This window comes from Mycobacterium heidelbergense, assembly GCF_050205645.1.
GTDB classification, from domain to species: Bacteria; Actinomycetota; Actinomycetes; order Mycobacteriales; family Mycobacteriaceae; genus Mycobacterium; species Mycobacterium heidelbergense_A.
Genome location: NZ_JBNMQT010000006.1, coordinates 198528 through 219974, shown reverse-complemented (window position 1 = coordinate 219974; position 21447 = coordinate 198528). Strand labels below are relative to the sequence as shown.

26 protein-coding genes are annotated in these 21447 nt (G+C 66.6%); 11 read left to right on the top strand and 15 right to left on the bottom strand.

The genetic code is table 11. The features are described from left to right. Positions 1 to 70 precede the first annotated feature (70 nt). Positions 71 to 2002 (top strand): flavin-containing monooxygenase, encoded by a 1932-nt coding sequence (locus tag ACQI5H_RS09115; protein ID WP_427079062.1) that lies wholly within the window; start codon positions 71 to 73, stop codon positions 2000 to 2002. Between the two features lie 10 nt (positions 2003 to 2012). Beyond that, positions 2013 to 3038: an alcohol dehydrogenase family protein gene (locus ACQI5H_RS09110; protein WP_427079061.1), complete on the top strand. Its 1026-nt coding sequence runs from the start codon at positions 2013 to 2015 to the stop codon at positions 3036 to 3038. Here ACQI5H_RS09110 and ACQI5H_RS09105 read toward each other — a convergent pair. After that, positions 3028 to 3951: a class I SAM-dependent methyltransferase gene (locus ACQI5H_RS09105; protein WP_427079060.1), complete on the bottom strand. Its 924-nt coding sequence runs from the start codon at positions 3949 to 3951 to the stop codon at positions 3028 to 3030. The genes ACQI5H_RS09110 and ACQI5H_RS09105 overlap by 11 nt on opposite strands. A 21-nt stretch (positions 3952 to 3972) precedes the next feature. After that, positions 3973 to 4404: a D-aminoacyl-tRNA deacylase gene (dtd, locus tag ACQI5H_RS09100; protein ID WP_427079059.1), complete on the bottom strand. Its 432-nt coding sequence runs from the start codon at positions 4402 to 4404 to the stop codon at positions 3973 to 3975. Between the two features lie 31 nt (positions 4405 to 4435). Here dtd and ACQI5H_RS09095 point away from each other — a divergent pair, with 31 nt between their 5' ends. After that, a complete protein-coding gene (locus ACQI5H_RS09095; protein WP_427079058.1) occupies positions 4436 to 4741 on the top strand; it encodes an MTH1187 family thiamine-binding protein in 306 nt (101 codons plus the stop codon). 10 nt (positions 4742 to 4751) lie between these two features. Here the strand turns inward: ACQI5H_RS09095 and ACQI5H_RS09090 are convergent, their stop codons facing one another. After that, positions 4752 to 5246: a macro domain-containing protein gene (locus ACQI5H_RS09090; protein ID WP_427079057.1), complete on the bottom strand. Its 495-nt coding sequence runs from the start codon at positions 5244 to 5246 to the stop codon at positions 4752 to 4754. Between the two features lie 45 nt (positions 5247 to 5291). Here ACQI5H_RS09090 and ACQI5H_RS09085 point away from each other — a divergent pair, with 45 nt between their 5' ends. Then, complete coding sequence (locus ACQI5H_RS09085; protein WP_427079056.1) at positions 5292 to 6587, top strand: competence/damage-inducible protein A; 1296 nt, start codon at positions 5292 to 5294, stop codon at positions 6585 to 6587. 2 nt (positions 6588 to 6589) lie between these two features. Here ACQI5H_RS09085 and ACQI5H_RS09080 read toward each other — a convergent pair whose 3' ends face one another. After that, entirely contained in the window at positions 6590 to 7837 is a 1248-nt protein-coding gene (locus ACQI5H_RS09080; RefSeq protein WP_427079128.1) for an MFS transporter, read from the bottom strand. 79 nt (positions 7838 to 7916) lie between these two features. Between ACQI5H_RS09080 and ACQI5H_RS09075 the strand changes: the two genes are divergently transcribed. Both ACQI5H_RS09075 and ACQI5H_RS09070 read left to right on the top strand, forming a co-directional pair. After that, on the top strand, positions 7917 to 8984 hold the full coding sequence (locus ACQI5H_RS09075; RefSeq protein WP_427079055.1) for an amidohydrolase family protein: 1068 nt from the start codon (positions 7917 to 7919) through the stop codon (positions 8982 to 8984). A gap of 5 nt (positions 8985 to 8989) precedes the next feature. After that, complete coding sequence (locus ACQI5H_RS09070) at positions 8990 to 9391, top strand: phage holin family protein (protein ID WP_076123341.1); 402 nt, start codon at positions 8990 to 8992, stop codon at positions 9389 to 9391. A gap of 3 nt (positions 9392 to 9394) precedes the next feature. On the opposite strand, the gene ACQI5H_RS09065 is transcribed toward ACQI5H_RS09070, so the two are convergent. From ACQI5H_RS09065 to ACQI5H_RS09040, 6 genes are all read right to left on the bottom strand, one after another. Continuing rightward, the gene (locus ACQI5H_RS09065; protein WP_427079054.1) at positions 9395 to 10177 is read right to left on the bottom strand and encodes an enoyl-CoA hydratase/isomerase family protein; all 783 of its coding nucleotides are present in this window, start codon (positions 10175 to 10177) and stop codon (positions 9395 to 9397) included. Then, the gene (locus ACQI5H_RS09060) at positions 10174 to 11121 is read right to left on the bottom strand and encodes an FAD-dependent oxidoreductase (protein ID WP_427079053.1); all 948 of its coding nucleotides are present in this window, start codon (positions 11119 to 11121) and stop codon (positions 10174 to 10176) included. The genes ACQI5H_RS09065 and ACQI5H_RS09060 overlap by 4 nt, the downstream gene beginning before the upstream one ends. Positions 11122 to 11132: 11 nt before the next feature. Beyond that, positions 11133 to 11639: a hypothetical protein gene (locus ACQI5H_RS09055; protein WP_427079052.1), complete on the bottom strand. Its 507-nt coding sequence runs from the start codon at positions 11637 to 11639 to the stop codon at positions 11133 to 11135. A 161-nt stretch (positions 11640 to 11800) separates the two neighbouring features. After that, entirely contained in the window at positions 11801 to 12295 is a 495-nt protein-coding gene (locus ACQI5H_RS09050; RefSeq protein ID WP_427079051.1) for an SRPBCC family protein, read from the bottom strand. Continuing rightward, entirely contained in the window at positions 12295 to 12924 is a 630-nt protein-coding gene (locus tag ACQI5H_RS09045; protein ID WP_427079050.1) for a nitroreductase family protein, read from the bottom strand. Before ACQI5H_RS09045 ends, ACQI5H_RS09050 begins: the two co-directional genes overlap by 1 nt. Before the next feature lie 32 nt (positions 12925 to 12956). Beyond that, a complete protein-coding gene (locus ACQI5H_RS09040; protein ID WP_427079049.1) occupies positions 12957 to 13451 on the bottom strand; it encodes a carboxymuconolactone decarboxylase family protein in 495 nt (164 codons plus the stop codon). Between the two features lie 196 nt (positions 13452 to 13647). Here ACQI5H_RS09040 and ACQI5H_RS09035 point away from each other — a divergent pair, with 196 nt between their 5' ends. Genes ACQI5H_RS09035 through ACQI5H_RS09025 form a run of 3 tightly spaced genes read left to right on the top strand, consistent with a single transcriptional unit; the run spans position 13648 to position 16532 of the window. Continuing rightward, the gene (locus ACQI5H_RS09035) at positions 13648 to 14337 is read left to right on the top strand and encodes a hypothetical protein (RefSeq protein ID WP_427079127.1); all 690 of its coding nucleotides are present in this window, start codon (positions 13648 to 13650) and stop codon (positions 14335 to 14337) included. Between the two features lie 14 nt (positions 14338 to 14351). After that, complete coding sequence (locus tag ACQI5H_RS09030; RefSeq protein WP_427079048.1) at positions 14352 to 15803, top strand: class I adenylate-forming enzyme family protein; 1452 nt, start codon at positions 14352 to 14354, stop codon at positions 15801 to 15803. A 15-nt stretch (positions 15804 to 15818) separates the two neighbouring features. Beyond that, a complete protein-coding gene (locus ACQI5H_RS09025; protein ID WP_427079047.1) occupies positions 15819 to 16532 on the top strand; it encodes a hypothetical protein in 714 nt (237 codons plus the stop codon). Positions 16533 to 16616: 84 nt separating this feature from the next. Here the strand turns inward: ACQI5H_RS09025 and ACQI5H_RS09020 are convergent, their stop codons facing one another. Further along, positions 16617 to 17420: an alpha/beta fold hydrolase gene (locus tag ACQI5H_RS09020; protein WP_427079046.1), complete on the bottom strand. Its 804-nt coding sequence runs from the start codon at positions 17418 to 17420 to the stop codon at positions 16617 to 16619. An 86-nt stretch (positions 17421 to 17506) separates the two neighbouring features. Between ACQI5H_RS09020 and ACQI5H_RS09015 the strand changes: the two genes are divergently transcribed. After that, positions 17507 to 17842 (top strand): DUF962 domain-containing protein, encoded by a 336-nt coding sequence (locus tag ACQI5H_RS09015; protein WP_427079045.1) that lies wholly within the window; start codon positions 17507 to 17509, stop codon positions 17840 to 17842. After that, positions 17839 to 18381, top strand: a complete 543-nt coding sequence (locus ACQI5H_RS09010) for a TetR/AcrR family transcriptional regulator (RefSeq protein ID WP_427079044.1) — start codon at positions 17839 to 17841, stop codon at positions 18379 to 18381. The genes ACQI5H_RS09015 and ACQI5H_RS09010 overlap by 4 nt, the downstream gene beginning before the upstream one ends. A 9-nt stretch (positions 18382 to 18390) precedes the next feature. Here the strand turns inward: ACQI5H_RS09010 and ACQI5H_RS09005 are convergent, their stop codons facing one another. From ACQI5H_RS09005 to ACQI5H_RS08990, 4 genes are all read right to left on the bottom strand, one after another. Further along, positions 18391 to 19191 carry a lipase family protein gene (locus ACQI5H_RS09005; protein WP_427079043.1) on the bottom strand — a complete coding sequence of 267 codons (801 nt, stop codon included), beginning with the start codon at positions 19189 to 19191 and terminating at the stop codon, positions 18391 to 18393. Between the two features lie 65 nt (positions 19192 to 19256). Continuing rightward, positions 19257 to 19874, bottom strand: coding sequence for a YbhB/YbcL family Raf kinase inhibitor-like protein (locus ACQI5H_RS09000; protein WP_427079042.1), 618 nt, complete (start codon positions 19872 to 19874; stop codon positions 19257 to 19259). A 60-nt stretch (positions 19875 to 19934) separates the two neighbouring features. Then, positions 19935 to 20381, bottom strand: a complete 447-nt coding sequence (locus ACQI5H_RS08995; RefSeq protein WP_427079041.1) for an SRPBCC family protein — start codon at positions 20379 to 20381, stop codon at positions 19935 to 19937. 60 nt (positions 20382 to 20441) lie between these two features. After that, the gene (locus ACQI5H_RS08990; RefSeq protein WP_427079040.1) at positions 20442 to 21446 is read right to left on the bottom strand and encodes a synaptic vesicle VAT-1 family membrane protein; all 1005 of its coding nucleotides are present in this window, start codon (positions 21444 to 21446) and stop codon (positions 20442 to 20444) included. Between the last annotated feature and the right edge of the window lies 1 nt (position 21447).

Here is a 21447-nt window from a genome sequence, read left to right as displayed (position 1 = left end):
GGGTAGCGTAGTGCTGCCAATTACGAAACGCCTCGTAGCGTAATTCCACGCTGCCGAAAGGATCGGCTTGATGCGCAGCCGCTATGCCGGCCATCCCTTCACGACGTCAACGCCGGAAATCGCGGCCGCGCTAGAGGATGTCAGCATTCCGACGCTGCTGCTTTCGCTCGTGCACATCACGGGCGACCCGCGATTCATCCGCGAGTTCAAACAGATGGGCATCTTCCTCAACGAAGTCCAGGGATTCATGTCGGAGGAGGACAAGGCACGAGCCCGGGCCGCGGCACTGCCGGTGATCACCGAGTATCGAGACCGCGGCTGTCCGGAACCAGCGCCGCTGAACCCCGAGCTCATCAGGGAAATGATGGACTGGGCGGCCTGCGAGCACGTTCCCGACGACTACCTTGCCCTGGTCTCCGAGGAGCTGGACCTCGACGGGGCCGACCCCCGCCGCCCGGCGCCCCTGCCGCCCGACCGGGCCGCCGCACTTCCGGTGCTCGTCGTCGGCTGCGGCGAGTCCGGCATCCTGGCCGGGGTGCGCCTCCGACAGGCCGGCATCCCCTTCACCATCGTGGAGAAGAACGCCGGTCCCGGCGGAACATGGTGGGAGAACAGCTATCCCGGGGCCCGCGTCGACGTGGCGAACCATTTCTATTGCTACAGCTTCGAACCCAACAACGACTGGACACACTTCTTCGCCGAGCAGTACGAGCTGCAGGACTATTTCACCCGCGTGATGAACAAGCACGACCTGACCGAGCACGTGCGGTGGAACACCGAGGTTCTCGGGACCGAGTGGCAGGACGACGACGGCATGTGGGCCGTCACGCTGCGCTCGGCCGACGGGCAGACGAGCACGGTGCACGCGCGGGCGCTCATCACCGCGGTCGGTCAGCTGAATCGCCCCCATATCCCCGAATTCGACGGTGCCGACACCTTCGAGGGGCCGTCGTTTCACTCCGCGGCCTGGGATCACTCGGTCGACCTGACCGGCAAGCGCGTCGCGCTCGTCGGCGCCGGCGCCAGCGGCTTCCAGATCGCACCGGCGATCGCGGCAGAAGTCGAGCGGCTCACCGTCTTTCAGCGCACCGCGCAGTGGATGTTCCCGAATGCGATGTACCACGACGAAGTCGGTGACGGCGTGCGCTGGGCGATGCGCCACCTGCCTTTCTACGGCAGGTGGTACCGGTTCCTCGTGTTGTGGCCCGGCTCCGACAAGGGTCTCGACGCCGCGCAGGGCGACCCGAACTACGCCGATCAGGACTATGCCGTCAGCGACATCAACGCCGCGGCGCGGATGATGTTCACCCAATGGATCACCAGCCAAGTCGGCGACCACGACGACCTGCTGGCCAAGGTCATGCCCGACTATCCCGCCACCGGCAAGCGAACGTTGCAGGACAACGGCAGCTGGCTGCAGACACTGCAACGGGACAATGTCGAGCTGGTGCGAACACCGATCCGCAAGGTCGTGCCGCGCGGTGTCATCACCGAAGACGGGGTCACCCACGAGGCCGACATCATCGTGTACGCCACCGGATTCCGGCACACCGATGTGTTGTGGCCGTTGAAGGTCACCGGCCGCGACGGGATCGACCTGCACGACATGTGGGGGAGCCGGCCGTACGCCCACCTGGGCGTCACCGTTCCGCAATTTCCCAACTTCTTCATCATCTACGGGCCCGGCACGCACCTCGCGCACGGGGGCAGCCTGATCTTCCAGTCCGAGCTGCAGATGCGCTACATCGACCAGTGCCTCACGCGGCTGGCGGAGCCGAACGTGCATTCCGTGGAACCGCGCGCAGAGGCGGCCACCGATTGGCATCGGCGCACGCAGACCCAGATCAAGAAGATGGTGTGGTCGCACCCGGCGGTCAAGCACTCGTACTTCAAGAACGCCGACGGGGAGATCCATACTGTCAGCCCGTGGCGCCTCAACGAGTACTGGGCCGCCGTCCGCGAGCCGGACTGGTCGCAATTCGTTGTGCGACAAAGAAAGTGAGCACACCAACATGCGAACCGTAGTCGTCGACGGCCCCCGCAGCATCAGGGTCGATACGCGCCCCGATCCCGCGCTTTCCGGACCCGACGGGGCGATCGTCGAGGTCACCGCCGCGGGCATCTGCGGATCGGACCTGCATTTCTACGAGGCTGATTTCCCCCTGAGCGAGCCGATGACGCTGGGCCACGAGGCGGTCGGCACCGTGGTCGAAATCGGACCCGACGTGCGCACCGTCAAGGTTGGCGATCAGGTCATGGTGTCGTCGGTGACCGGCTGTGGCGCGTGCCCCGGCTGCGCCACACGCGATCCGGTCATGTGCTACTCCGGCTTTCAGATCTTCGGCGGCGGCGTGCTCGCCGGCGCGCAGGCGGATCTTCTCGCCGTGCCCGCCGCCGACTTCCAGCTGCTCAAGATTCCGGAGGCGATCAGCACCGAACAGGCACTGCTGCTGACCGACAACCTCGCCACCGGCTGGGCGGCGGCGCAGCGCGCCGACATTCCCTACGGCGGCACCGTTGCGGTCATCGGCCTCGGCGCGGTCGGTCTGTGCTCGCTGCGCAGCGCGTTTTTCCAGGGCGCGGCAACAGTTTTCGCCGTCGATCGGGTCGACGGCCGCCTCGACCGGGCCGCCCGGTGGGGGGCGACGCCGATCAAGGCTCCGGCGGTCGAGGCCATCCTGGCCGCCACCGGAGGCCGCGGCGCCGACGCGGTGATCGACGCCGTCGCCACCGACGCATCGCTGACCGACGCGCTCAACGCGGTGCGGGCCGGCGGCACCGTCTCCGTTGTCGGCGTGCACGACATGAACCCGTTTCCCCTCAACGCCCTGGGCTGCCTGATTCGCAGCATCACGCTGCGGATGACCACGGCGCCGGTGCAGCGAACCTGGCCGGAATTGATTCCGCTGCTTCAGTCGGGCCGGCTCGATGTCGACGGCATCTTCACCACGACGCTGCCGTTGGAGGAAGCGGCCAAGGGCTACGCGACCGCGGAGTCGCGGTCCGGCGAAGACGTCAAAATTCTGCTCACCCCTTAGCCCGCCGGGTCGCCGTGATGTACTGCGAGCGCATGAAGCTGTCGATCATGACGTCCACGTCCGGTGGCGTCATGCCGTAACCGGCCTGCAACTCAGGGTTGTTGCGGACGGGCTCGACCGCCCAGCCATGGCTGGCCAGCCATTCGGCGGGCTCCGCCTTCGTCTCGTAGGTGAGCGCGGAGAAGTCCACGTCACCCGACATGTTCACGCCCGGATGCGTCGACTCGAGAGCCTCGAGCTGTGCGCGGTCCAGCCGCGAGCCCAACGCGCCCAACGCAACTCGGCTACCCGGCGCACACAGCTCCGTGATTCGAGCGAACAAAGCGGTTTGCGCGTCGTCGGTCAGGTAGGGCAACACCCCCTCCACCGACCAGGCGCTGGGGCTTTGCGGGTCGAAGCCCGCCGCCCTCAACGGAGTCGGCCAATCCGTGCGCAGATCGGCCGCGACCTCGATCCTGTGGGCCTTCGGCCTCGCGCCGTGCTCGCCCAACACGCGCGCCTTGAATTCCAGGACTTTCGGTAGATCGACCTCGAAAACCGTTGTGTCTTCCGGCCATTCGAGGCGATACGCCCGGGAGTCCAATCCGGCGGCGACGATCACCGCCTGCCGGATGCCGGCTTTGCCGGCCGAGGTGAAAAAGTCGTCGAAGAAGCGCGTCTGCACGCCGTAAAGGCGGGGAAAGGCGGTCTCGTCCTCGGTGGTGCCCGGGTTGGCCAGCACACCCGCGAGATAGGGGTCCCTCGCGGCGGCGATGAAAAGCCTCGCGTAGTCATCGCGGACCAGTGGTTGCGGGCTCGCGGCGTGCACGGCGCGCCACCCCGCCACCAGCAGCGCGGTATAGCCCACGCCGCTGACGATGTCCCAGTCGTCGTCCTCGGAACGAAGTGACCCGAATTCGGGTGTCCTGCTCACGTAACCAAGCTACCGACGGCCTCAGAGTTCGAGAAGGACCGTTACCGGGCCGTCGTTCGCCAATTCGACCTGCATCGTCGCACCGAACACGCCCGTTTCCACGTGGGCTCCCAGTTCTCGCAGCGCCTCGGCGAACGCCGTGACGAGCGGTTCCGCGACCGGCCCCGGCGCGGCCGCATTCCACGACGGCCGGCGTCCCTTCGCGGTGTCGGCGTAGAGGGTGAACTGGCTGACCACCAAGATCGGCGCGTTGACGTCGGCGGCCGAGCGTTCGTCGGTGAGAATGCGCAGATTCCATAGCTTTTCGGCGAGTCGCCGCGCCTTGTCGGTGTCGTCGCTGTGGGTGACGCCGACGAAGGCGAGCAGTCCCTGGTTATCCGGCCGAATGGCGCCCACCACACGGCCATCCACCGACACTGCCGCCGTCGAGACCCTTTGCACAAGAACCCGCATGGGCCTCGATGCTGCCAGGTACGCTCGTCGGGTGTCCGTGCTCGTCGCATTTTCGGTCACCCCGCTCGGGGTGGGCGAGGGCGTCGGCGAGATGGTTGCCGAAGCCGTTCGGGTGGTTCGCGATTCCGGCCTGCCCAACCAGACGGACGCGATGTTCACCGTGGTCGAAGGCGAGACCTGGGAAGAAGTGATGCTGGTGGTGCAGCGCGCGGTGGAGGCCGTCGCCGCCCGCGCCCCTCGCGTCAGCACGGTAATCAAGGTGGACTGGCGCAAGGGCGCCACCGACGCGATGACGGAGAAGGTCGCGTCAGTCGAGCGCCACCTCGCCCAGGGCTAGCGTCCCACGGCTAGCCGCCTACGGCGTCCCGGAACGCGCGCTCGGCCGCGTCACCGTGGACCGCGAAAACGATCCGCTCGAGCGAACTCGGCCGGTGTTGCCGCACGGCGTCGACCATCAGGCGTGCGGCGTCTTCGAGCGGGAAGCCACCCACACCCGTGCCGAACGCGACCAGCGCCAGCGTGCGGCAACCCAGCTCGTCGGCCTTGTTCAGCGTCGAACTGGTGGCCTGCGCGATGATCTCGGCCGAGGTGGGGCCGCCCAACTCCATCGTCGCCGCGTGAATGACGTAGCGGGCCGGCATGTCGCCGGCGGTGGTCTCGACGGCATCCCCGAGGCCGATCGGCGCCTTCTCGGTCGATTCGCGTTGCACATCGGGTCCACCGGCGCGGGCGATCGCCGCGGCGACCCCGCCGCCATGCCGCAGCTGGGTGTTGGCGGCGTTGGCGATCGCGTCGAGTTCGAGCTTGGTGACGTCGGCGTGCACTACCTCTAACTCGATCATCGGTTCATCCTCTCGCAGGCGTCCCGCGAGCGCGCCAGTAGGCTCATGCCGGTGAGCGCACGCGCAGGCATCGTGGTCACCGGGACCGAGGTCCTCACCGGCCGGATCCAGGACCGAAACGGGCCGTGGATCGCCGACCGGCTCCTGGAACTGGGCGTGGAGCTGGCACACATCACGATCTGCGGTGACCGTCCCGACGACATCGAGGCGCAGCTGCGTTTCATGGCGGGGCAAGGCGTGGACCTGATCATCACCAGTGGCGGCCTGGGACCGACCGCCGACGACATGACGGTTGAGGTGGTGGCGCGATTCTGCGAACGGGAGTTGGTGCTTGACGAAGTTGTCGAGGGCAAGATCGCCGACATCCTCAAGCGACTGATGGAGCGCAATACCGCATTCGATCGCGGCACCTTCGAGTCCATCAGAGCCGCCAACCGCAAGCAGGCCATGGTTCCCGAGGGTTCGCAGGTGCTCGATCCGGTGGGCACCGCGCCGGGTGTGGTGGTCCCTGGTAAGCCGGCGGTGATCGTGCTGCCGGGACCGCCGCGGGAGCTTCAGCCGATGTGGCGCAGGGCCATCGAAACGCCCGCGGCGCAGGAGGCGATCGCGGGCCGAACGATCTACCGGCAGGAAACGATTCGGATGTTCGGTCTGCCCGAGTCCGGGCTGGCCGAAACGCTGCGCGGCGCGGAGGCGTCCATTTCCGGTTTTGACGCGCTGGAGATCACCACGTGCTTGCGCCGGGGCGAGATCGAAATGGTCACTCGCTACGAGCCCGACGCGGCGGATGCCTATGCGCAGCTGACGAAGCTGTTGCGGGACCGGCATGGGCAGCAGCTCTTTTCCGAGGACGGCGCACAGGTGGACGATCTGGTCGCCCGGTTGCTGGCCGGTCGCCGGATCGCGACAGCGGAATCCTGCACTGCGGGGATGGTGGCGGCGCGGCTGACGGATCGGGCGGGTTCGTCCGACTACGTCGCCGGCGGCGTGGTGGCCTACTCCAACGAGGCCAAGGCGGAGCTACTCGGCGTCGACCCCGCGCTGATCCAGGCGCACGGCGCGGTGTCCGAGCCGGTGGCCGAGGCGATGGCGACGGGCGCGTTGCAGCGCTTCGCCGCCGACACGGCCGTCGCGACGACGGGTATCGCCGGGCCGGGCGGGGGAACGCCGGAAAAGCCCGTCGGCACAGTCTGTTTCACGGTGATGCTGGCGGACGGCCGCACCGATACCCGGACGCTGCGCCTGCCCGGGAACCGCTCCGACATCCGGGAGCGATCGACGACGGTGGCGATGCACCTGCTGCGGCGCCTGCTCAGTGACAGCAGCCCCGAGACCGCATAAGTTCACGTCATTTCGGTTGGCAGAAAAGCGCTTTCGGCGGTGCCGAAGCGAATCCCGGTGGCGTCCTTGCCGACCAGCGTGAGGAAGGCCACGGCGATCAGGACCGGCACGATCGTCGCCGCCAGAGCGAACGGATAACCGTGCGACTCGGCCAGGCGTTCCTGGATGGGCAAGTTGAACGCCGCCAACAGGTTTCCGAGCTGGTAGGTCACCCCGGGGTAGAGGCCGCGGATGGCGTCCGGCGACAGCTCGGTCAGGTGCGCGGGGATCACCCCCCATGCGCCCTGTACGCAGAGCTGCATCAGGAACGAGCCGAGGCAGAGCATCGCCGCGGTGCGCGAATAGGCGAACAGCGGCACGATCGGCAGGCCCAGCAGCGCGCAGAAGACGACGGTGTAGCGGCGGCTGATCCGTTGTGAGAGCGTGCCGAAGAACAGCCCGCCGATGATGGCGCCGATGTTGTAGACGACGGCGATCCACTTGACGGTCACGCTGGACAAACCCGCGCCCTGGTTGGCGGTCGCGCCGAGAAAGGTGGGGTAGACGTCCTGGGTTCCGTGGCTCATCCAGTTGAACGCGGTCATCAGCAGCACCAGGTAGACGAACCGGCGGATGATCGCGCCCTCGCGCAGCACGTCGCGAATCCTGGTGCTGGTGAGCCGCATTCGATCCTGCGCGGCCTCCCAAACCTCGGACTCCTCCACGCGATAGCGGATGATCAGGCTGATGAGGGCGGGGATGATGCTCAGGGCGAACAACCAGCGCCACGACAGCCCAAGCCAATTCATCACCACCAGCGACGCCACGCTGGCCAGCAGGTAGCCGAAGGCATAGCCCTCCTGCAACAGACCGGAGAAAAATCCGCGTCGCTCGACGGGCACCTTTTCCATGGCCAGCGCGGCGCCCAGCCCCCATTCGCCGCCCATGCCGATGCCGTAGAGCACGCGCAGGATCACCAGCACGGTGAAGTTGGGCGCGAACGCGCACAGGAAACCCACCACGGAGTAGAACATCACGTCGACCATCAGCGGGAGCCGCCGGCCGACGCGGTCGGCCCACAGTCCGAACAGCAGCGCGCCGACCGGCCGCATCACCAGTGTCGCCGTGGTGATGAATGCGACCTCGGTCTTGCTCTGGTGGAAAGTCTTTGCGATGTCGGCATAGACGAACACCACGATGAAGTAGTCGAAGGCATCCATCGTCCAGCCCAACAACGCGGCGACGAATGAATTTCGCTGGTCGGCGGTCATCTTCTGCCGGGGACTTTGTGTGGTCACTTGAGCATCGTGCAGTACCAGGCGGCGCTGCGCGAGAGTAAGTTGACCGAACATGCGAATCATCGACGCCGATGGACACGTTGCCGAGAACCCCTCGCTGGCGATCGAGGCGATCAAACGCTGGCCGGAATACATCAAACCCAGCACCGACGGGCGACCGAGCCTGACGTTCGAGGGCCGCAACTATCCGGAGGATCGGGGCCCCGGCGCCGGGTGCCCGCCCGAGCACGGGATCAGCAAGGCGGCCGACCTCAATTGCCGCTCGCCCGAGGGCGTGCTGGGCGACGCGGACCGCGATCACATCGACACGATGGTGCTCTATCCCAGCCTTGGGCTGTGCGCGCCCAGCCTGGAGGATCCGGAGTTCGCCGCGGGATTCTCGCGGCTCTACAACCGGTGGATCGCCGATTTCTGCGCCTCGTCGGGCGGCCGGTTGCGCGGCGTCGCGGTCACCCCGATCGAGCACGGCCAGGCGGCCATCGACGTCATGACCGAGGCCAAGGAGCTCGGGCTGGTGGCGACCCTGGTCCCGCCCGCGCTCAAGACCCGCAACCTCGACCACCCGGACCTCGACCCGTTCTACGCCGCCGCAGTGGAGCTCGGGATGCCGCTGGGCATTCACGGCGCCCCCGGCATCCACCTGCCGAAGATCGGCGTGGACCGCTTCACCAATTACATTCAGGTGCACTGCATCAGCTTTCCGTTCGACCAGATGACCGCGATGACGGCGATGGTCTCCGGCGGCGTCTTCGAGCGGCATCCGCAGTTGCGGGTCGCCTTCCTCGAAGCGGGGGCGGGCTGGGTGCCGTTCTTCATGGACCGCCTGCACGAGCATTACGAGAAGCGGGGCGATTGGGTGGAACGCGGCTGGCGCCGCGATCCGCACGAGTATCTGGCCGCGGGCAACATCTTCGTGACCTGTGAGCCGGAGGAGCCGATCCTGCCCGGCGTCATCGACGTGCTCGGCTCCGACTTCATCATGTTCGCCAGCGACTACCCGCATTGGGACGGCGAATGGCCGGAAAGCACCAAGCATTTGCGGACCCGCGCCGACATCAGCGAGGAGGCCCGCGAAAAGATCGGCGGCCTGAACGCCCAGCGCTTCTACGGGCTGAACTAACGCCCATGGGCCCCTTCCTGATTCGCGCCGCGCTGACCGGGTTTGCCTTGTGGGTAGTCACCCAGCTCGTCCACGGGCTGACGTTCGTGGGCGGCAATACGACGCTGCAGAAGATCGGCATCATCTTCGTCGTCGCCGTCATCTTCGGTCTGGTCAACGCGATCATCAAGCCGATCGTGCAGATCCTCTCGATCCCGCTGTACATCCTGACGCTTGGTCTTTTCCACATCGTCGTCAATGCGTTGATGCTGTGGATCACCGCCCGGATCACCGAACACACCACCCACTGGGGACTGCAGATCGATCACTTTTGGTGGACCGCGATCTGGGCGGCGATAGCGTTGTCGATCGTGAGCTGGCTGCTATCGCTGCTGAGCCGCGATGTCCGCCGGGTCACGAACCGGTAGTCGTCAGCGGGCCCGCCACCGCGGAGGTCGCTTCTCGGCGAAGGCACGCGGCCCTTCCTTCGCGTCTTCCGTCGCGAAAACGCGGTCGCTGTGCCGGGTCTCGTTCTCGTATGCCGATTCGAGGTCGAGCGCCAGGCCTTCGACCGCCGACTGCTTCGTCGCAAACACCGCCAGCGGCGCGTTGGCCGCGATGCGCTCGGCGTAGTCATACGCCGTGTCCATCAGCTGATCCGCCGGGACCACCCGATTGAGCAGCCCCATGGCCAGGGCTCGCTCCGCGTCCACCATGTCGGCGGTCAGCAGCAGCTCCATCGACAGCGCGTAGGGCAGCTGGCGCGGCAGGCGCACCGTGCTTCCGCCGCCGGCGAACAGGCCGCGCTTGGGCTCCATCACCGCGAATCGCGCCTCGGGCACGGCCACACGAATGTCGGTGCAGCCCAACATCTCGAAGCCGCCCGCCACGCAGGTGCCGTTAACCGCGGCGATGATCGGCTTGTACACCGGGAAGCGATGCAAGACGGCGTGGATGGCGTCGTCCTTGTCCCAGCCCTCGGGCTTGGGCAGGTCGCCGGTGAGTTCCGGGATGAATTTCTTCAAGTCGGCGCCGGTGCAGAAATCCCTTCCGACGCCCGTGACCACGGCGACCCAGGCGTCGGCGTCGTCGCGAAAGTCGGACCAGGCGTGGGCCAAATCGCGGAAGTGTTCCATGTCCAGCGAGTTGCGGGTCTCGGGACGGTTGATCGTGATGGTGGCGATGTGGGCGTGCAGGGCGTAATCGATGCTCACAGCGTCTCCCGCTCGGTGACCAGGCGAACGACGTCGCGCGCGCAACCCCACGACAATGTCACGCCGTTGCCGCCGTGCCCGTAATTGTGGACGCATCGCGACGTGCCGAGTGGCTCGGCCTCGACTCGCACCGATGGACGGTCGGGACGCAGCCCGGTGATGGTCTCGATCACGTCGGCCTCGCCCAGCCGCGGCTCGATCTCGCGGCAGCGCCGCAGGATCCGTTCGCTCAATTCGGGGTCGGGAGTGGTGTCCCACCGCCCGGGAACGCTGATGCCGCCGCACACCACGCGCTTCGGGTGGGGGAAGTAGCAGGTCCATTCCGGGCCGGCGTTGAGTTCCAGAAACAGTTGCCGCAAGCCGGGATTGGTGAGCACGACGTGCTGGCCGAACAGCGGGCGCATCGTGTCGTCGCCCGCCAGCGGCCCGGCCCCGAGGCCCGCACAGTTGACCACTATCGGCGCCGCGTCGGCGACCTCGGCCAGTGATCGGACCGTACGGGTTTCGATTTCGCCGCCGGCCGCGGTGAGTCGATCGGTCAGGTAGTCGAGGTATTGCGGCATGTCGATCATCGGCAAGGTGGCGCGAAACCCGGTGCCGAAGCCCTCGGGGAGATCGGCCGCATCGGCCGGCTCCAAGCCGGCGATCAGGCCCACCTCGGTTGGTTCGCCGACTACTAGCGCAGGCGCCATCCGTACCCCGGTGCCGGGATCGGCGGCCAGTTCGCCAAAGACTCGCAAGGAATGTTTGGTCCACTCCGGCGTCATGTTTTGAGGTTCAATTTGCCGCCGGGCGCACACCGCGCCGGCCACGACCGAGGTCGTCTGGCGAGGCATCGCCGCCGCCCACACCCGCACCGGCCACCCGGCTTCGGCGAGACAGATCGCCGACGTCAATCCACTGACGCCGGCACCAATCACGACAATCCGCTGCGCGCTGGCCACGGCGTCACGGATCAGGAATGCGGCACTTGCTGGTTATTCCCGCCGAGCAGCCCGTTCAGGATGCCGAGGGTGCCTTGCAGTTGGGCGCCCGCAGCCGGGCCCGAAGCATCGGGAGGAGGCGCGGCATCCGTCTGCTGCCAGGGCTGGCAACCGTCTGTCTTGAACGCCTTGTCGGTCGGCTCGATGCGAACCACCTGTGGTTTCTTGCTCATTGAATTGTCGATGAGGTTGCCGTCCGGGTTGCCCATCCGCTTCCAGTAACACGTGCCGTTGGCGACGGGTCCCGCCGTGCTGTAGGTGCCCGGCGCGATATCGGTCCCCACCGCAAACGTGCCGTCGTGATCGATGCTCGTCTTCGGCCCGTTCGCGGGTGCCGCCGCCGGCGGCTCCGCCGGTGACGGTTCGGGCGCCGGCTCGGGATCGCCGTAGGCAACACCGGCCGATACAGCCCATCCCGCGATGACCAGCGCCGCGGCGCCGAACCGTGCCGCAACAGATGCTGGCGCGTTAACCCACATAGAACAGCAGCGTACCGGGGTTAGCAGCCTATTTCATGTGGCTGCGCCGGTGGGTCCCTGTTCCGCGACACATAAACCTTTGCGACGACACGCCGACGAAGTTCGCTCTGTCTTATGTCTGGCGAACTAGTTGGGCGATGTGGTGCGCTCGGCGGTTGTAGCTAGGTCAGTCGGCGGACCTTGCCGGCATAGCCGAGCGCGTGCTCGTACGTGTCGAGATTGTCGCGGGAAATCTTCGCGTGCACGGGACGTTCGAGGAAAAAACGCAGCACCGGGTTGTAGGCGTGATAGGTCTCGTGGAAGGTCAGCACCGTGGTGCCGTCGGGCTGCTCCTCGAGTTGGTGATAGCCCTCCGCGCGCGACCACAGCGGCGCGCCGACCGCGACGTAGCGCGACAGCTTGTTGATCTCCGCCTCGGTGACGCTCTCCCACGACCGCCCTTTGCCGCCCGACAACAGGTATTTGGGTACCGGGAATATGCAGGTGCGGACCAGACCCTCGCCGGCATCGTTGCCTTCGTTCAGAATTTCCATGCTGCCGGTGGGCCACGTGAGGACGCGCGGGCGCGGCGCGTCCGGCGGTGCGGGCGGGTGCAGCACCCGCCAGACCTTTCTCGGCGGCGCATCGACATGGAATCGCACGGTGTAGGACTGCATCAGCCTTCTCCCCAGCTGTCCCAATAGGTGACCGTTTCCGCGGGCGGTCGCGAGGCGGGGCGGAAGTCGGTGCCGATCGTGTAAGCGACCGGGAACAGCGCGGCCTGCGTCACCGTCGGGGGAATTCCGAGCACCTCGGCCACCTCCTGCTCCTTGGCCAGGTGCATCGTCGTCCATACCGAGCCCAACCCGCGGGACCGCAGGGCGAGCAGGAAGCTCCAGCCCGCCGGGATGATCGACGCCCACGCCGACGCGGAAGTCAGCAGGGTGGAGTTGTCGATGCGGTTGTCCAGGCAGGGGATGACATGCACGGGCACCCGAGCCAGCGTCTCGGTCAGGGCCAGCGCGCCGGCGTACACGCGCTGGGTCTGCGGATCGGATGCCTCCTTGGCCGCATACGCGAGGTATTCCGCGCCGACGCTGCGATAGATCTCGCCGATGGCGGCGCGCTTATCGGCGTCGGTGATCACCAGCCAGCGCCAGTCCTGCGCGTTGCTCGCCGTAGGCGCCTGCATCGCCAGCCGTATGCACTCGAGGATCACCTCGCGACCGACCGGCCGGTTCAGATCGAGCCGCCTGCGCACCGCGCGTGTGGTGCTCAGCAGTTCGTCGACCGTGGCGATGTCCATGCGTTCCTTTCGATGGCGGGTCAGATGCTGGTTTAGAGGTCGATCGCGCAGGACTGATCGACACCGAGCACGGTCAAGGAACGTCCCAGCCCGAGAAATACGGCGACGCACAGCGTGAGATCGAGGATCTCCTCGTCCGAGAACAACCCGCGCAGGCGCTCGAAAAAGGCGTCGTCTATCGACGCGTGCGCGGTGGCAAAGCGCTCGGCGAATTCGATGGCAAGGCGCTGGCGCGGCGTATAGCCCGGATAGCTGGCGTAGGCGGCGACATTGTCGTAGAGCTCCGGCGCGACACCGGCATCCGGGCCGGCATCCAATATGGACTGCGCGCGAAAATCTGAGCACGCCACACAATCGTTGATCTGCGCGATCCGCATCCTGGCCAGCTCGCGCTCGTCGGCCGGCAGGATGCTCTGCTGGTATGCCCCGCGGATCATCCGCTCGACCATGCCGCCGAGCTGCGGTCGTAGCGTCCAGATCATCGCGGCCTCGCCGCCGGGGCCATCCGGCACACTGACTCGGGCCATCCGCGAACTCCTGCCCGGTAAGGACGGTACCGAGTTGAGCAAACCAGATTCTCAACTGAACTGTCTAGGCCACTCGCGTCGTGTAATTGGGCATATGCCAAACCGACCCTGGACGTGGAAAACGGCCGGGGGCTAACGTCCGTTGAGCGGCGTTGAGCCCACAGCGCCGCGAATGGGAGGTCTCCGCGTGCTTTTCATGCACGAATTACACAAGGTGCGCGGCCGCGCCGAAGACGACTTCGAGGCGGCGTTCCGGGACGGCTGGATGCGGATACTCGCCGCGGGTGACGATGCCCGGTTGCTGTGGTACGCCAACCAGGCGCACGGCAGTGGACCCGCCTACACCGTCGTCACCGTGACCGCCGTTCGCGACGGAGCGGCGTGGGAGCGACTGACGCTGCGGGTCCAGAAAGGCGACCTGCAGGAGTGGATGCGCAACCTCGACGAGCTGCGCCACGAGGTCGACGCGAAGCTGCTGATGCCGTTGCCATGGTCGCCGCTTCGGGAGGTCGACTTGGACGCGGTCCCCGCCGACGGCCGAGAGCACGAAATGACCCTTTACATGGAAGACACCATGTGGCCTTACGAGGACAAGTTCGAGGAATACATCGTGCGCTGCGGCGAGGTCTACGCCAGGAGCCTTGAGCAACCGTCGTCAATGCTGAAGATGCATGCGGCATTTCAGCCCGCGCTCGGCAGCCACCTGCGCCGCGAGGTGATCCTGATGCAGCGAATCAGCCGGCCGGAGGCGCTCCTTGACCTGCTGCGCAGCCATATCCCCGCCGAGTACCGTGCCCCGGGCACGTGGATGCATGACGCTTTGGACCTGCGTGATCAGTGGACCAGCCGGCTGCTGCGCACGTCCGAGTGGTCGCCCCTCTATTGATTACCGAGCCGCGCATGAACATCGGGACGATCCACGACGCGGCGGCGAGCGGCGATCCCGACCGCGCCGCCCTCATCGTCGACGGGCGCGCGATCAGCTACGACGAGCTGGCTGCGGCGGTGCGGCGCTGCGCCGCCGGGCTGGCCGCCCACGGTGTCATGGCCGGGCAACGCGTCGCGGTGGTCGACGGCGGAAGCCTGCTGTCCATCGCGGCGTTGCTCGCGGCGGCGCGCCTTGGCGCCGCGGCCGCGCTGATGAACCCGGCGCTGACTCCGCCCGAGCTGCAGGGCCTGCTGAAGAACGCCGGCTGCGCCGACGTCGCGGTCGCGGGGGAGCCGTACGCCGACCGGCTCCGCGAAGCCGGCGCACCCACGGTATTGACGGGCGCCGACCTACTGGACGGCGACACCGTCGAACCGGCTGCCGAGGCCGACGACGACACCTCCGCCGACCAGGACGCGTTGATCCTATTTACCAGCGGGACAACCGGACTCCCGAAGACCGTCGCCATCACCGCCCGCCGGCTCGCCATGCGAATCAGGGGGATGGCGGCACCATTCCGCGCGGACGCGCCACCCTCGGTGGGGATGATGTGCGTCCCCTTCTTTCACGTCGGCGGAGCGCTGGGCACACTCGGCAGTTTGTATTCGGGCAACACCTCGGTGGTGCAAACACGGTTCGATGCCGGCGAATGGCTTCGTCTGGTCTCGCGGCATCGCGTCACCACCACGTTCCTGGTGCCGACCATGCTGCAGCGGATCCTCGACCATCCCGACTTCGCGAACGCAGATCTGACGTCGCTCGTCGCCATCGCGTACGGGGCCGCGGCGGCGCCGATCAGCTTGGTGCGCAGGGCAATGGCAGCGCTGCCACACGTGGCCTTCGCCAACGTGTTCGGGCAGACCGAGACCCTCGGTGCTTATACGACGCTGATGCCCGACGATCACCGTGACCCGGCCCGTGCCGGATCCGTCGGCCGACCGCTGCCCGGAGTCGAAGTGCGCGTGGTGGACCCCGAAACGGGACGCGACGTCGAGGCGGGAGCGATCGGCGAGCTGTGGGTGAACACCACCCAGAACGTCACCGAAGGCTGGTTGCATACCGGCGACCTGGCACGCCAGGATGCCGACGGTTACATCTTCCCGAGCGGACGGCTGAGTGACACCATCAACCGCGGGGGTGAGAAATTTGGGCCGATCGAAGTCGAAGAGGCGTTGCGTTCTCATCCGGCAATCAGTGACGCCGCGGTCGCCGGGATCACCGACGACGAGCTCGGCCAGCGGGTGGGAGCCGCGGTAGTGGCTTGTGCCCCAGTCACACTCGAGGAACTTCGATCGCACTGCCGGGAGGTGATCGCCTACTTCAAGCTGCCCGAGCGACTCGCGATCGTCGACCACATTCCCTACAGCTCAACCGGCAAAGTCAACCGCCGCCAGCTTGCCGCGCTCATCGCGGACGATGGTTGAACCCAGGGAGTCCAAGTGTTGTTTCTGCATGAGACCCACAAAGTCGTCGGCGCCCGAGAGGAAGAATTCGAGGCCGCCTACCGCGAGGGCTGGATGCCCACACTGGCCAAAGAAGACGACGCCCGGCTGCTCTGGTACACCAACCACGCTCATGGGAGTGGCGTCTCCTACAACGTGGTCACCATTACGGGCATCACCGACGGCACCGCTTGGGAGCGCCTGGCACATCGCGCCCAGACCGGGGACCTTCGGCCATGGATGCGCGAACTGGACAACCTGCGCCACGAGGTGACGGGAAAGCTGATGCTGCCCGTCGCCTGGTCACCACTTCAGTCGGTGGACCTGAGGACCGTGCCCACCGACGGTGCGACCCATCCGCTGAGCCTGTTCATGGAGGACACCGGCTGGCCCGACGCACCATTGGACGACTACATCCGCTCGTGGGACGAGATTTACTATCGGCTGCTCTCCAAAGCCCCGCCGGGGATGCGGATCCTAGATATCCAGGCGTGCTTCCAGATAGCGCATGGCAGTCATCGACGACGAGAAGCGATGCTATGGCAGAAGATTGAGGACGCCAACAACTACGCGGCGCTCGTGCATCTACTGACCACCGAGACTCCGCCGGAGCACCGGGCACCCGGCAGCTACATGTATGAGGCCTTGAAGTACCGGGATCAGTGGGAGAGCCGGTTGCTGCGGACGTCGGCCTGGTCACCCCTATATTGAGCGCCTAGCTTCTGCCCCTACCGCTTTCGGTGTGCGCTCAGGGCGGTGTCGCACGGCGTGTCGTCGCCTTTAGCGCACACTGGATCATCGCCGCAGACTGACCGATTGCAGAAACGGTTCGGCCACAGCGAGAAAACCGTCCGGATCGGACGAGAAGACGACATGCCCGGTGTCGAGGATCTCGAGGCGGGAACCGCCAATGGCGTCATGGGTAGCGCGCCCGGCGCGCAGCGGTATCGCGATGTCTTTCCTGCCCCACACGATGAGCGTGGGCACGGTCAGTTCAGCAGCACGACTTCGAAGATCGTGTGCCGGTGTGGCGAAGCTTCGCCACAGTCCCGATCCGACCCGGACGCCGTCGACCGTTTTCGCCGCGGCGATCGCGCGCTCGCTGATCCGGCGGTCGCTGTCGATCCGAGCCTTCATGTAGCCGCGAACAAACAGGGGAGCGGCCCGGCGAAACACGGCCGGCGTGCCGAGCACTCGGCAAAAGGTGCGGGCTAGCGCGGTCAACGGTACGAAGCCGCCGGTGTTGACCAGAACCAGACCGGCAACGCACCCGGGACGGGTGATCGCCAGCCGCGCGGCCGCGAACCCGCCGACGGAATTTCCGATCAACACAACCTTCGTCAGGCCGAGGCCGTCGACGACGTCTTCGAGTACGTCGGCAAACAGTGGCGCGCTGGGTTCGACGGCGGGGTCAACGGGATCCGAATCCCCGTGCCCGGGCCAGTCCACCGCGATGGTGCGGTAGCACTTGGCCAGCGCCGCGACGATCGGATCGAAGTCGTGCCGGTCATGCAGCGTCGCGTGCAGCAGTAAAACCGTAGGCCCACTGCCCAATTCGCTGTAGGCGACACGGCCTGCCCGGGTTTGGATAGTCGGCATGGAGTTCCTCTCGCCATGGTTGACCGACTGGTCGGTCATTCCGTACAGTACAACGGTAGGCACGCCCTGACAAGGAGGGAATCGAGATGCGGCAAGCCCCACCGCCCGAAGCGCCGTTTGCGGACAAGATGGCCTACTACCGCACGCAACACACATCGAAGGGGGTCCGGGCGACCCACCTCGTCGGGACGCCGATCATCGCGGCGGGCCTGCCGCTGATGTTCGCCAAGCCGAAGGTCGGTGCCCCGATGTTCATCGGGGGATGGGCCATGCAGATAGTCGGCCATCGGCTGTTCGAGAAGAACCTCCCGTCCACGCATAAGGGGTGGATCACGTATCAACTGACCGGCGTCATTCACGTGTGCGAGCAGTACGGCGAAATGCTGGCCCGCCGCAGCCAGCGCAAGGCGGGATTGCGGTGAGATCGCCTGAGCCGGGCCGCAATGCGCTGCTGGATGCGGGACAGCGGCTGTTGGGAACCGCCGACCTCGCCCGCATCTCAGTCAACTCGATCGTTGCCGAGGCCGGGATGGCGAAAGGTAGCTTCTATCAGCACTGGCCCAGCCGGGCCGAATACGTGCGGGCGCTGCACGCTCGGTTCCACGACCAGTTGGAAGAATCGATCGCCGCGGCAATCGCCGACCTACCGCCCGGTCGCGACCGGCTCGAGGCGGGGATGAACACCTATCTTGACGGATGCCTGGCCGACCCGGCCACCAAAGCATTGCTCGTGCAGTCGCGCACCGAGGCCGGACTGAGCGATTTGGTCGCGGCGCGGAATGAAAGCGCGGCCACGCTGATAGCGCCCGACTTGACGGCGCTTGGATGGACGCCACCCGAACCGATCGCGGTGCTCCTCGTCGCGGCGGTCGCGGAGATCGCCCTGGTCGAGCTCGCCAACGCCAAGCCCGACAAGCAGTTACGCCGCGCGTTGCTTCGACTGGCCACCCGAACGGGTTAGGCGCCTGGTTCACGGTTTGCAGGCGGGCTCGAGGGAAAGCACGGGGCCACCGGATTGCAGGGACAGCAGATACAGGTAGGTCGCGAGCGAATGTTCGCACGCCACAGTGGATTTGACCAGGGTCTTCGGCGGAAGCGGCGTTAATCGGATCGGGTTCAGCTCATACGGGTTGAGCACATGCTCGTAGTTGATCGGAGGGGGCAATGCCGGGACGATATCGAGGCGATTGGCAATCCGATACGAGTTGATCACCACCTGGTCGTAGGTGCTGGCGAACAGAGAATCCCCGGTGCGTGGGCTGGCATAGGTGTAGACGGTCGGCGCCTTGAAGCTCGTATTCGCCGCGACGTCGAGGGCGAGCAGGGTGGCGAGCGCTCCGCCCAGGCTGTGTCCGCAGATCGTCACGGAGGTGGCGGGTCGCGGGAACGCAAGCGCCGCGAGCGCATTGACCACGGCCGGCGAATCCGGCGCGGTCCCCGTCGTCAGCGATTCGTACATGGCGGTGAAGCCGTCCTCCGTGTGGCCGGCGCCGGCCAGGAATGGGCACGGCACCAGATCGAACTCGGCGTCGTGAATCCACTCCAGGATTCCTTCGGTGCCCCGAATCGCGATCACCACATCGCCGGCCTGATTGACCTGACAGATCAGCCCGATGGAAACCTCGTTGGCGGCCCGGATCGGGTCGATGTCGGCCGCCAGATCGTTGGCGTAGATCGTCGTGACGACGGTGTAGTCGACGCCGCCGGCGCTCAGCGCCTGGCCGGCCGCGCTCGTCAAATCGCTGGGCGGTGTCGCGTAGGTTGCGTTCACCAGTTGGCCGAATTGTATTGCCTTCATTGCATCTAACGCCGGCGGCATCGGCATGGCGCGCTCCGTCAGGCTCCGAATGTTCCGGTGAGGACGGCGTGTGCCGTTGCGGCCTGCGCTATCGCTTGCGCCGCTTGCGATCCGGTCGCTCCCGCCGGTAGCCCGAACGTGGTCGGCAGCTGGTAGAGAGTGAACCGGTAATGATGTGTCCCGGTACCCGCCGGCGGGCACGGCGCCGCGTAGCCGGATTCACCGCTCGAATTCGCCAGAGTGCTTGCCCCGGCGGGTGTTTGACCGTCCGCGGTGCTGCCGGAACCGGACGGGATTCCGGTCACGATCCAGTGCACATAGGCTCCGCTAGGGGCGTCTGGGTCGTCGACGACGAGGGTGGCGCCCGACGGCGCCGACCAGGCCAAGGGTGGCGCCGTGCTGGCGCCCTTGCAGGTGTACTGCACCGGGATCGGCGCGCCGTCGGCGAACGCGGGGCTCGTAATGGTCAGCGGCCCGGTCGACGGTGCTTGGGGGACCGACTGACCGGCCGTCGTTGCTTGCGGCGGCGGTGGCGCCGTCGTTCCAGCATTCGTTCGAGCATTATCGTGGCCACCGCAGCCGGCCGGCACCAGCAGCGCTGCCAGGCCAAGGCAGGCCGATGCAATTGGGCGAAGTGTGCGACCCGAGGTTTCCATACAACCCAGTGTCGTCAACCGTGGTCCCAGAAAACAGTGGTCCCAGAAACAGGGGCGCGGCTACTTACCGCTTCCCTTGACCTTGAGCACTCGTTTTCGCAGGCCCTCCGTCGCCGTTTCCATCAATCCCTTTGCCCCCTTCTTGACCAGAAATCCGGGGATCGGCACGGTGGGGTCGACCGTGAGCTCGAAGCGGAGCCGGGTGGAATCGCCTTCGGGCGTCAGCGTGTAGCGGCCGTCCTGCGCGCGTTGTTGTTTGGCGCTGACCAGTGACCAGCTCACCCCGTCGTCGTGCACGGAGTAGGCCAGCACCTGTTCGTCACTGACGCCCACGATCTTGACGACCTGCCGCGATTTGCTTGGTCGGCCTTGGTCATCGCGCTCCAGGACTTCGACCTTTTGATGGGTTGAGGACCACTCGGGCAGCGATTCGATATCGAACAGGACGTCCAGGATCTCGTCGGGCGTCGCCTCGATGACAACTTCGCGTGAATCGGAGACAGCCATGCTAGGACGCATAGCCAATGTCGCGACGTTGAAACCCGGCCCGCGAAACTCCAGCGAACTCTAGGGCACCAACACGACCTTGCCGACGTTCTCGCGCGCAGCCAGAATGCGATGCGCCTCGGGCGCTTCGGCGAACGGAATGGCCGCATGCACGATCGGCGAGATCGTCCCGTCGTGCAGCGCCTCGGTGAGCGGCGCGATCCAGGGCTCCAGGGTGCCGCGGTCGTCCCACAACCGCAGCATGTTCAGGCCGATCACGGCTTTCGAGTCCTCCAGCTGGCGGAGCAGGTTGAAGCCACGCAACATCGACAGTGCCTGTGGAGCGGCCCGGCGCAGCGAGCGTTTCTCACCCTGCTGCAGCGCCGAAACGCCGTATCCGACAAGCCTTCCGCCGGGGCGCAGCAGATCGTAAGATCGCCGCAGCGACGTTCCGCCGAGGGCGTCGAGGACCAAATCGTAGGGACCCAGGCCCTGCCACCAGCCGTCGCGGCGGTAGTCAATCGCGCGATCCACGCCCAGCTCGGCGAGCTTTTGGTGTTTGGCCGGCGAAGCAGTGCCGTGCACTTCGGCCCCGGCCGCCTTCGCGAATTGGATGGCCGCGATCCCGACCCCGCCCGCTGCGGCGTGGACCAGAACCCGCTCGCCGGCGCGCAGAGACCCGTAGCCGTGCAGCGCCGCCCACGCGGTCGCGTAGTTGACGGGCACCGCGGCGCCCTGCTCGTAGCTCAGTGCGTCGGGGATCGCGACGGAGTCGGTGGCCGCGACGTTGACGATCTCGGCGTAGCCGCCAAACCGCGTTCCCGCGAGCACCCGTTCACCGACGCGTCCCGGGTCGACACCGTCGCCGACGGCCTCGACGGTCCCGGCGACCTCGTAGCCGACGACCGCCGGAAGTTTGGGTGCGTCCGGATAGAGCCCGACGCGGGCCATGTGGTCGGCGAAGTTCACCCCCGCCGCGCGCACGGCGACCCGGAGTTGACCCGGGCCGGGCGGGGCAGGATCAGGCCGCTGCTCGACCCGCAGCACCGAGGGGTCACCGTGTTTGGTGATGACGACCGCGCGCATC

Coding starts and splice junctions, on each gene's coding strand:
- ACQI5H_RS09090 (WP_427079057.1), bottom strand. CDS start 5,246: ATGATCGAGTTAGAGGTAGTGCACGCCGACGTCACCAAGCTCGAACTC.
- dtd (WP_427079059.1), bottom strand. CDS start 4,404: ATGCGGGTTCTTGTGCAAAGGGTCTCGACGGCGGCAGTGTCGGTGGAT.
- ACQI5H_RS09040 (WP_427079049.1), bottom strand. CDS start 13,451: ATGGCCCGAGTCAGTGTGCCGGATGGCCCCGGCGGCGAGGCCGCGATG.
- ACQI5H_RS09030 (WP_427079048.1), top strand. CDS start 14,352: ATGAACATCGGGACGATCCACGACGCGGCGGCGAGCGGCGATCCCGAC.
- ACQI5H_RS09035 (WP_427079127.1), top strand. CDS start 13,648: ATGCACGAATTACACAAGGTGCGCGGCCGCGCCGAAGACGACTTCGAG.
- ACQI5H_RS09110 (WP_427079061.1), top strand. CDS start 2,013: ATGCGAACCGTAGTCGTCGACGGCCCCCGCAGCATCAGGGTCGATACG.
- ACQI5H_RS09075 (WP_427079055.1), top strand. CDS start 7,917: ATGCGAATCATCGACGCCGATGGACACGTTGCCGAGAACCCCTCGCTG.
- ACQI5H_RS08995 (WP_427079041.1), bottom strand. CDS start 20,381: ATGGCTGTCTCCGATTCACGCGAAGTTGTCATCGAGGCGACGCCCGAC.
- ACQI5H_RS09055 (WP_427079052.1), bottom strand. CDS start 11,639: ATGTGGGTTAACGCGCCAGCATCTGTTGCGGCACGGTTCGGCGCCGCG.
- ACQI5H_RS09085 (WP_427079056.1), top strand. CDS start 5,292: ATGCCGGTGAGCGCACGCGCAGGCATCGTGGTCACCGGGACCGAGGTC.
- ACQI5H_RS09020 (WP_427079046.1), bottom strand. CDS start 17,420: ATGCCGACTATCCAAACCCGGGCAGGCCGTGTCGCCTACAGCGAATTG.
- ACQI5H_RS09080 (WP_427079128.1), bottom strand. CDS start 7,837: ATGACCGCCGACCAGCGAAATTCATTCGTCGCCGCGTTGTTGGGCTGG.
- ACQI5H_RS09070 (WP_076123341.1), top strand. CDS start 8,990: ATGGGCCCCTTCCTGATTCGCGCCGCGCTGACCGGGTTTGCCTTGTGG.
- ACQI5H_RS09050 (WP_427079051.1), bottom strand. CDS start 12,295: ATGCAGTCCTACACCGTGCGATTCCATGTCGATGCGCCGCCGAGAAAG.
- ACQI5H_RS09015 (WP_427079045.1), top strand. CDS start 17,507: ATGCGGCAAGCCCCACCGCCCGAAGCGCCGTTTGCGGACAAGATGGCC.
- ACQI5H_RS09045 (WP_427079050.1), bottom strand. CDS start 12,924: ATGGACATCGCCACGGTCGACGAACTGCTGAGCACCACACGCGCGGTG.
- ACQI5H_RS09000 (WP_427079042.1), bottom strand. CDS start 19,874: ATGGAAACCTCGGGTCGCACACTTCGCCCAATTGCATCGGCCTGCCTT.
- ACQI5H_RS09115 (WP_427079062.1), top strand. CDS start 71: ATGCGCAGCCGCTATGCCGGCCATCCCTTCACGACGTCAACGCCGGAA.
- ACQI5H_RS08990 (WP_427079040.1), bottom strand. CDS start 21,446: ATGCGCGCGGTCGTCATCACCAAACACGGTGACCCCTCGGTGCTGCGG.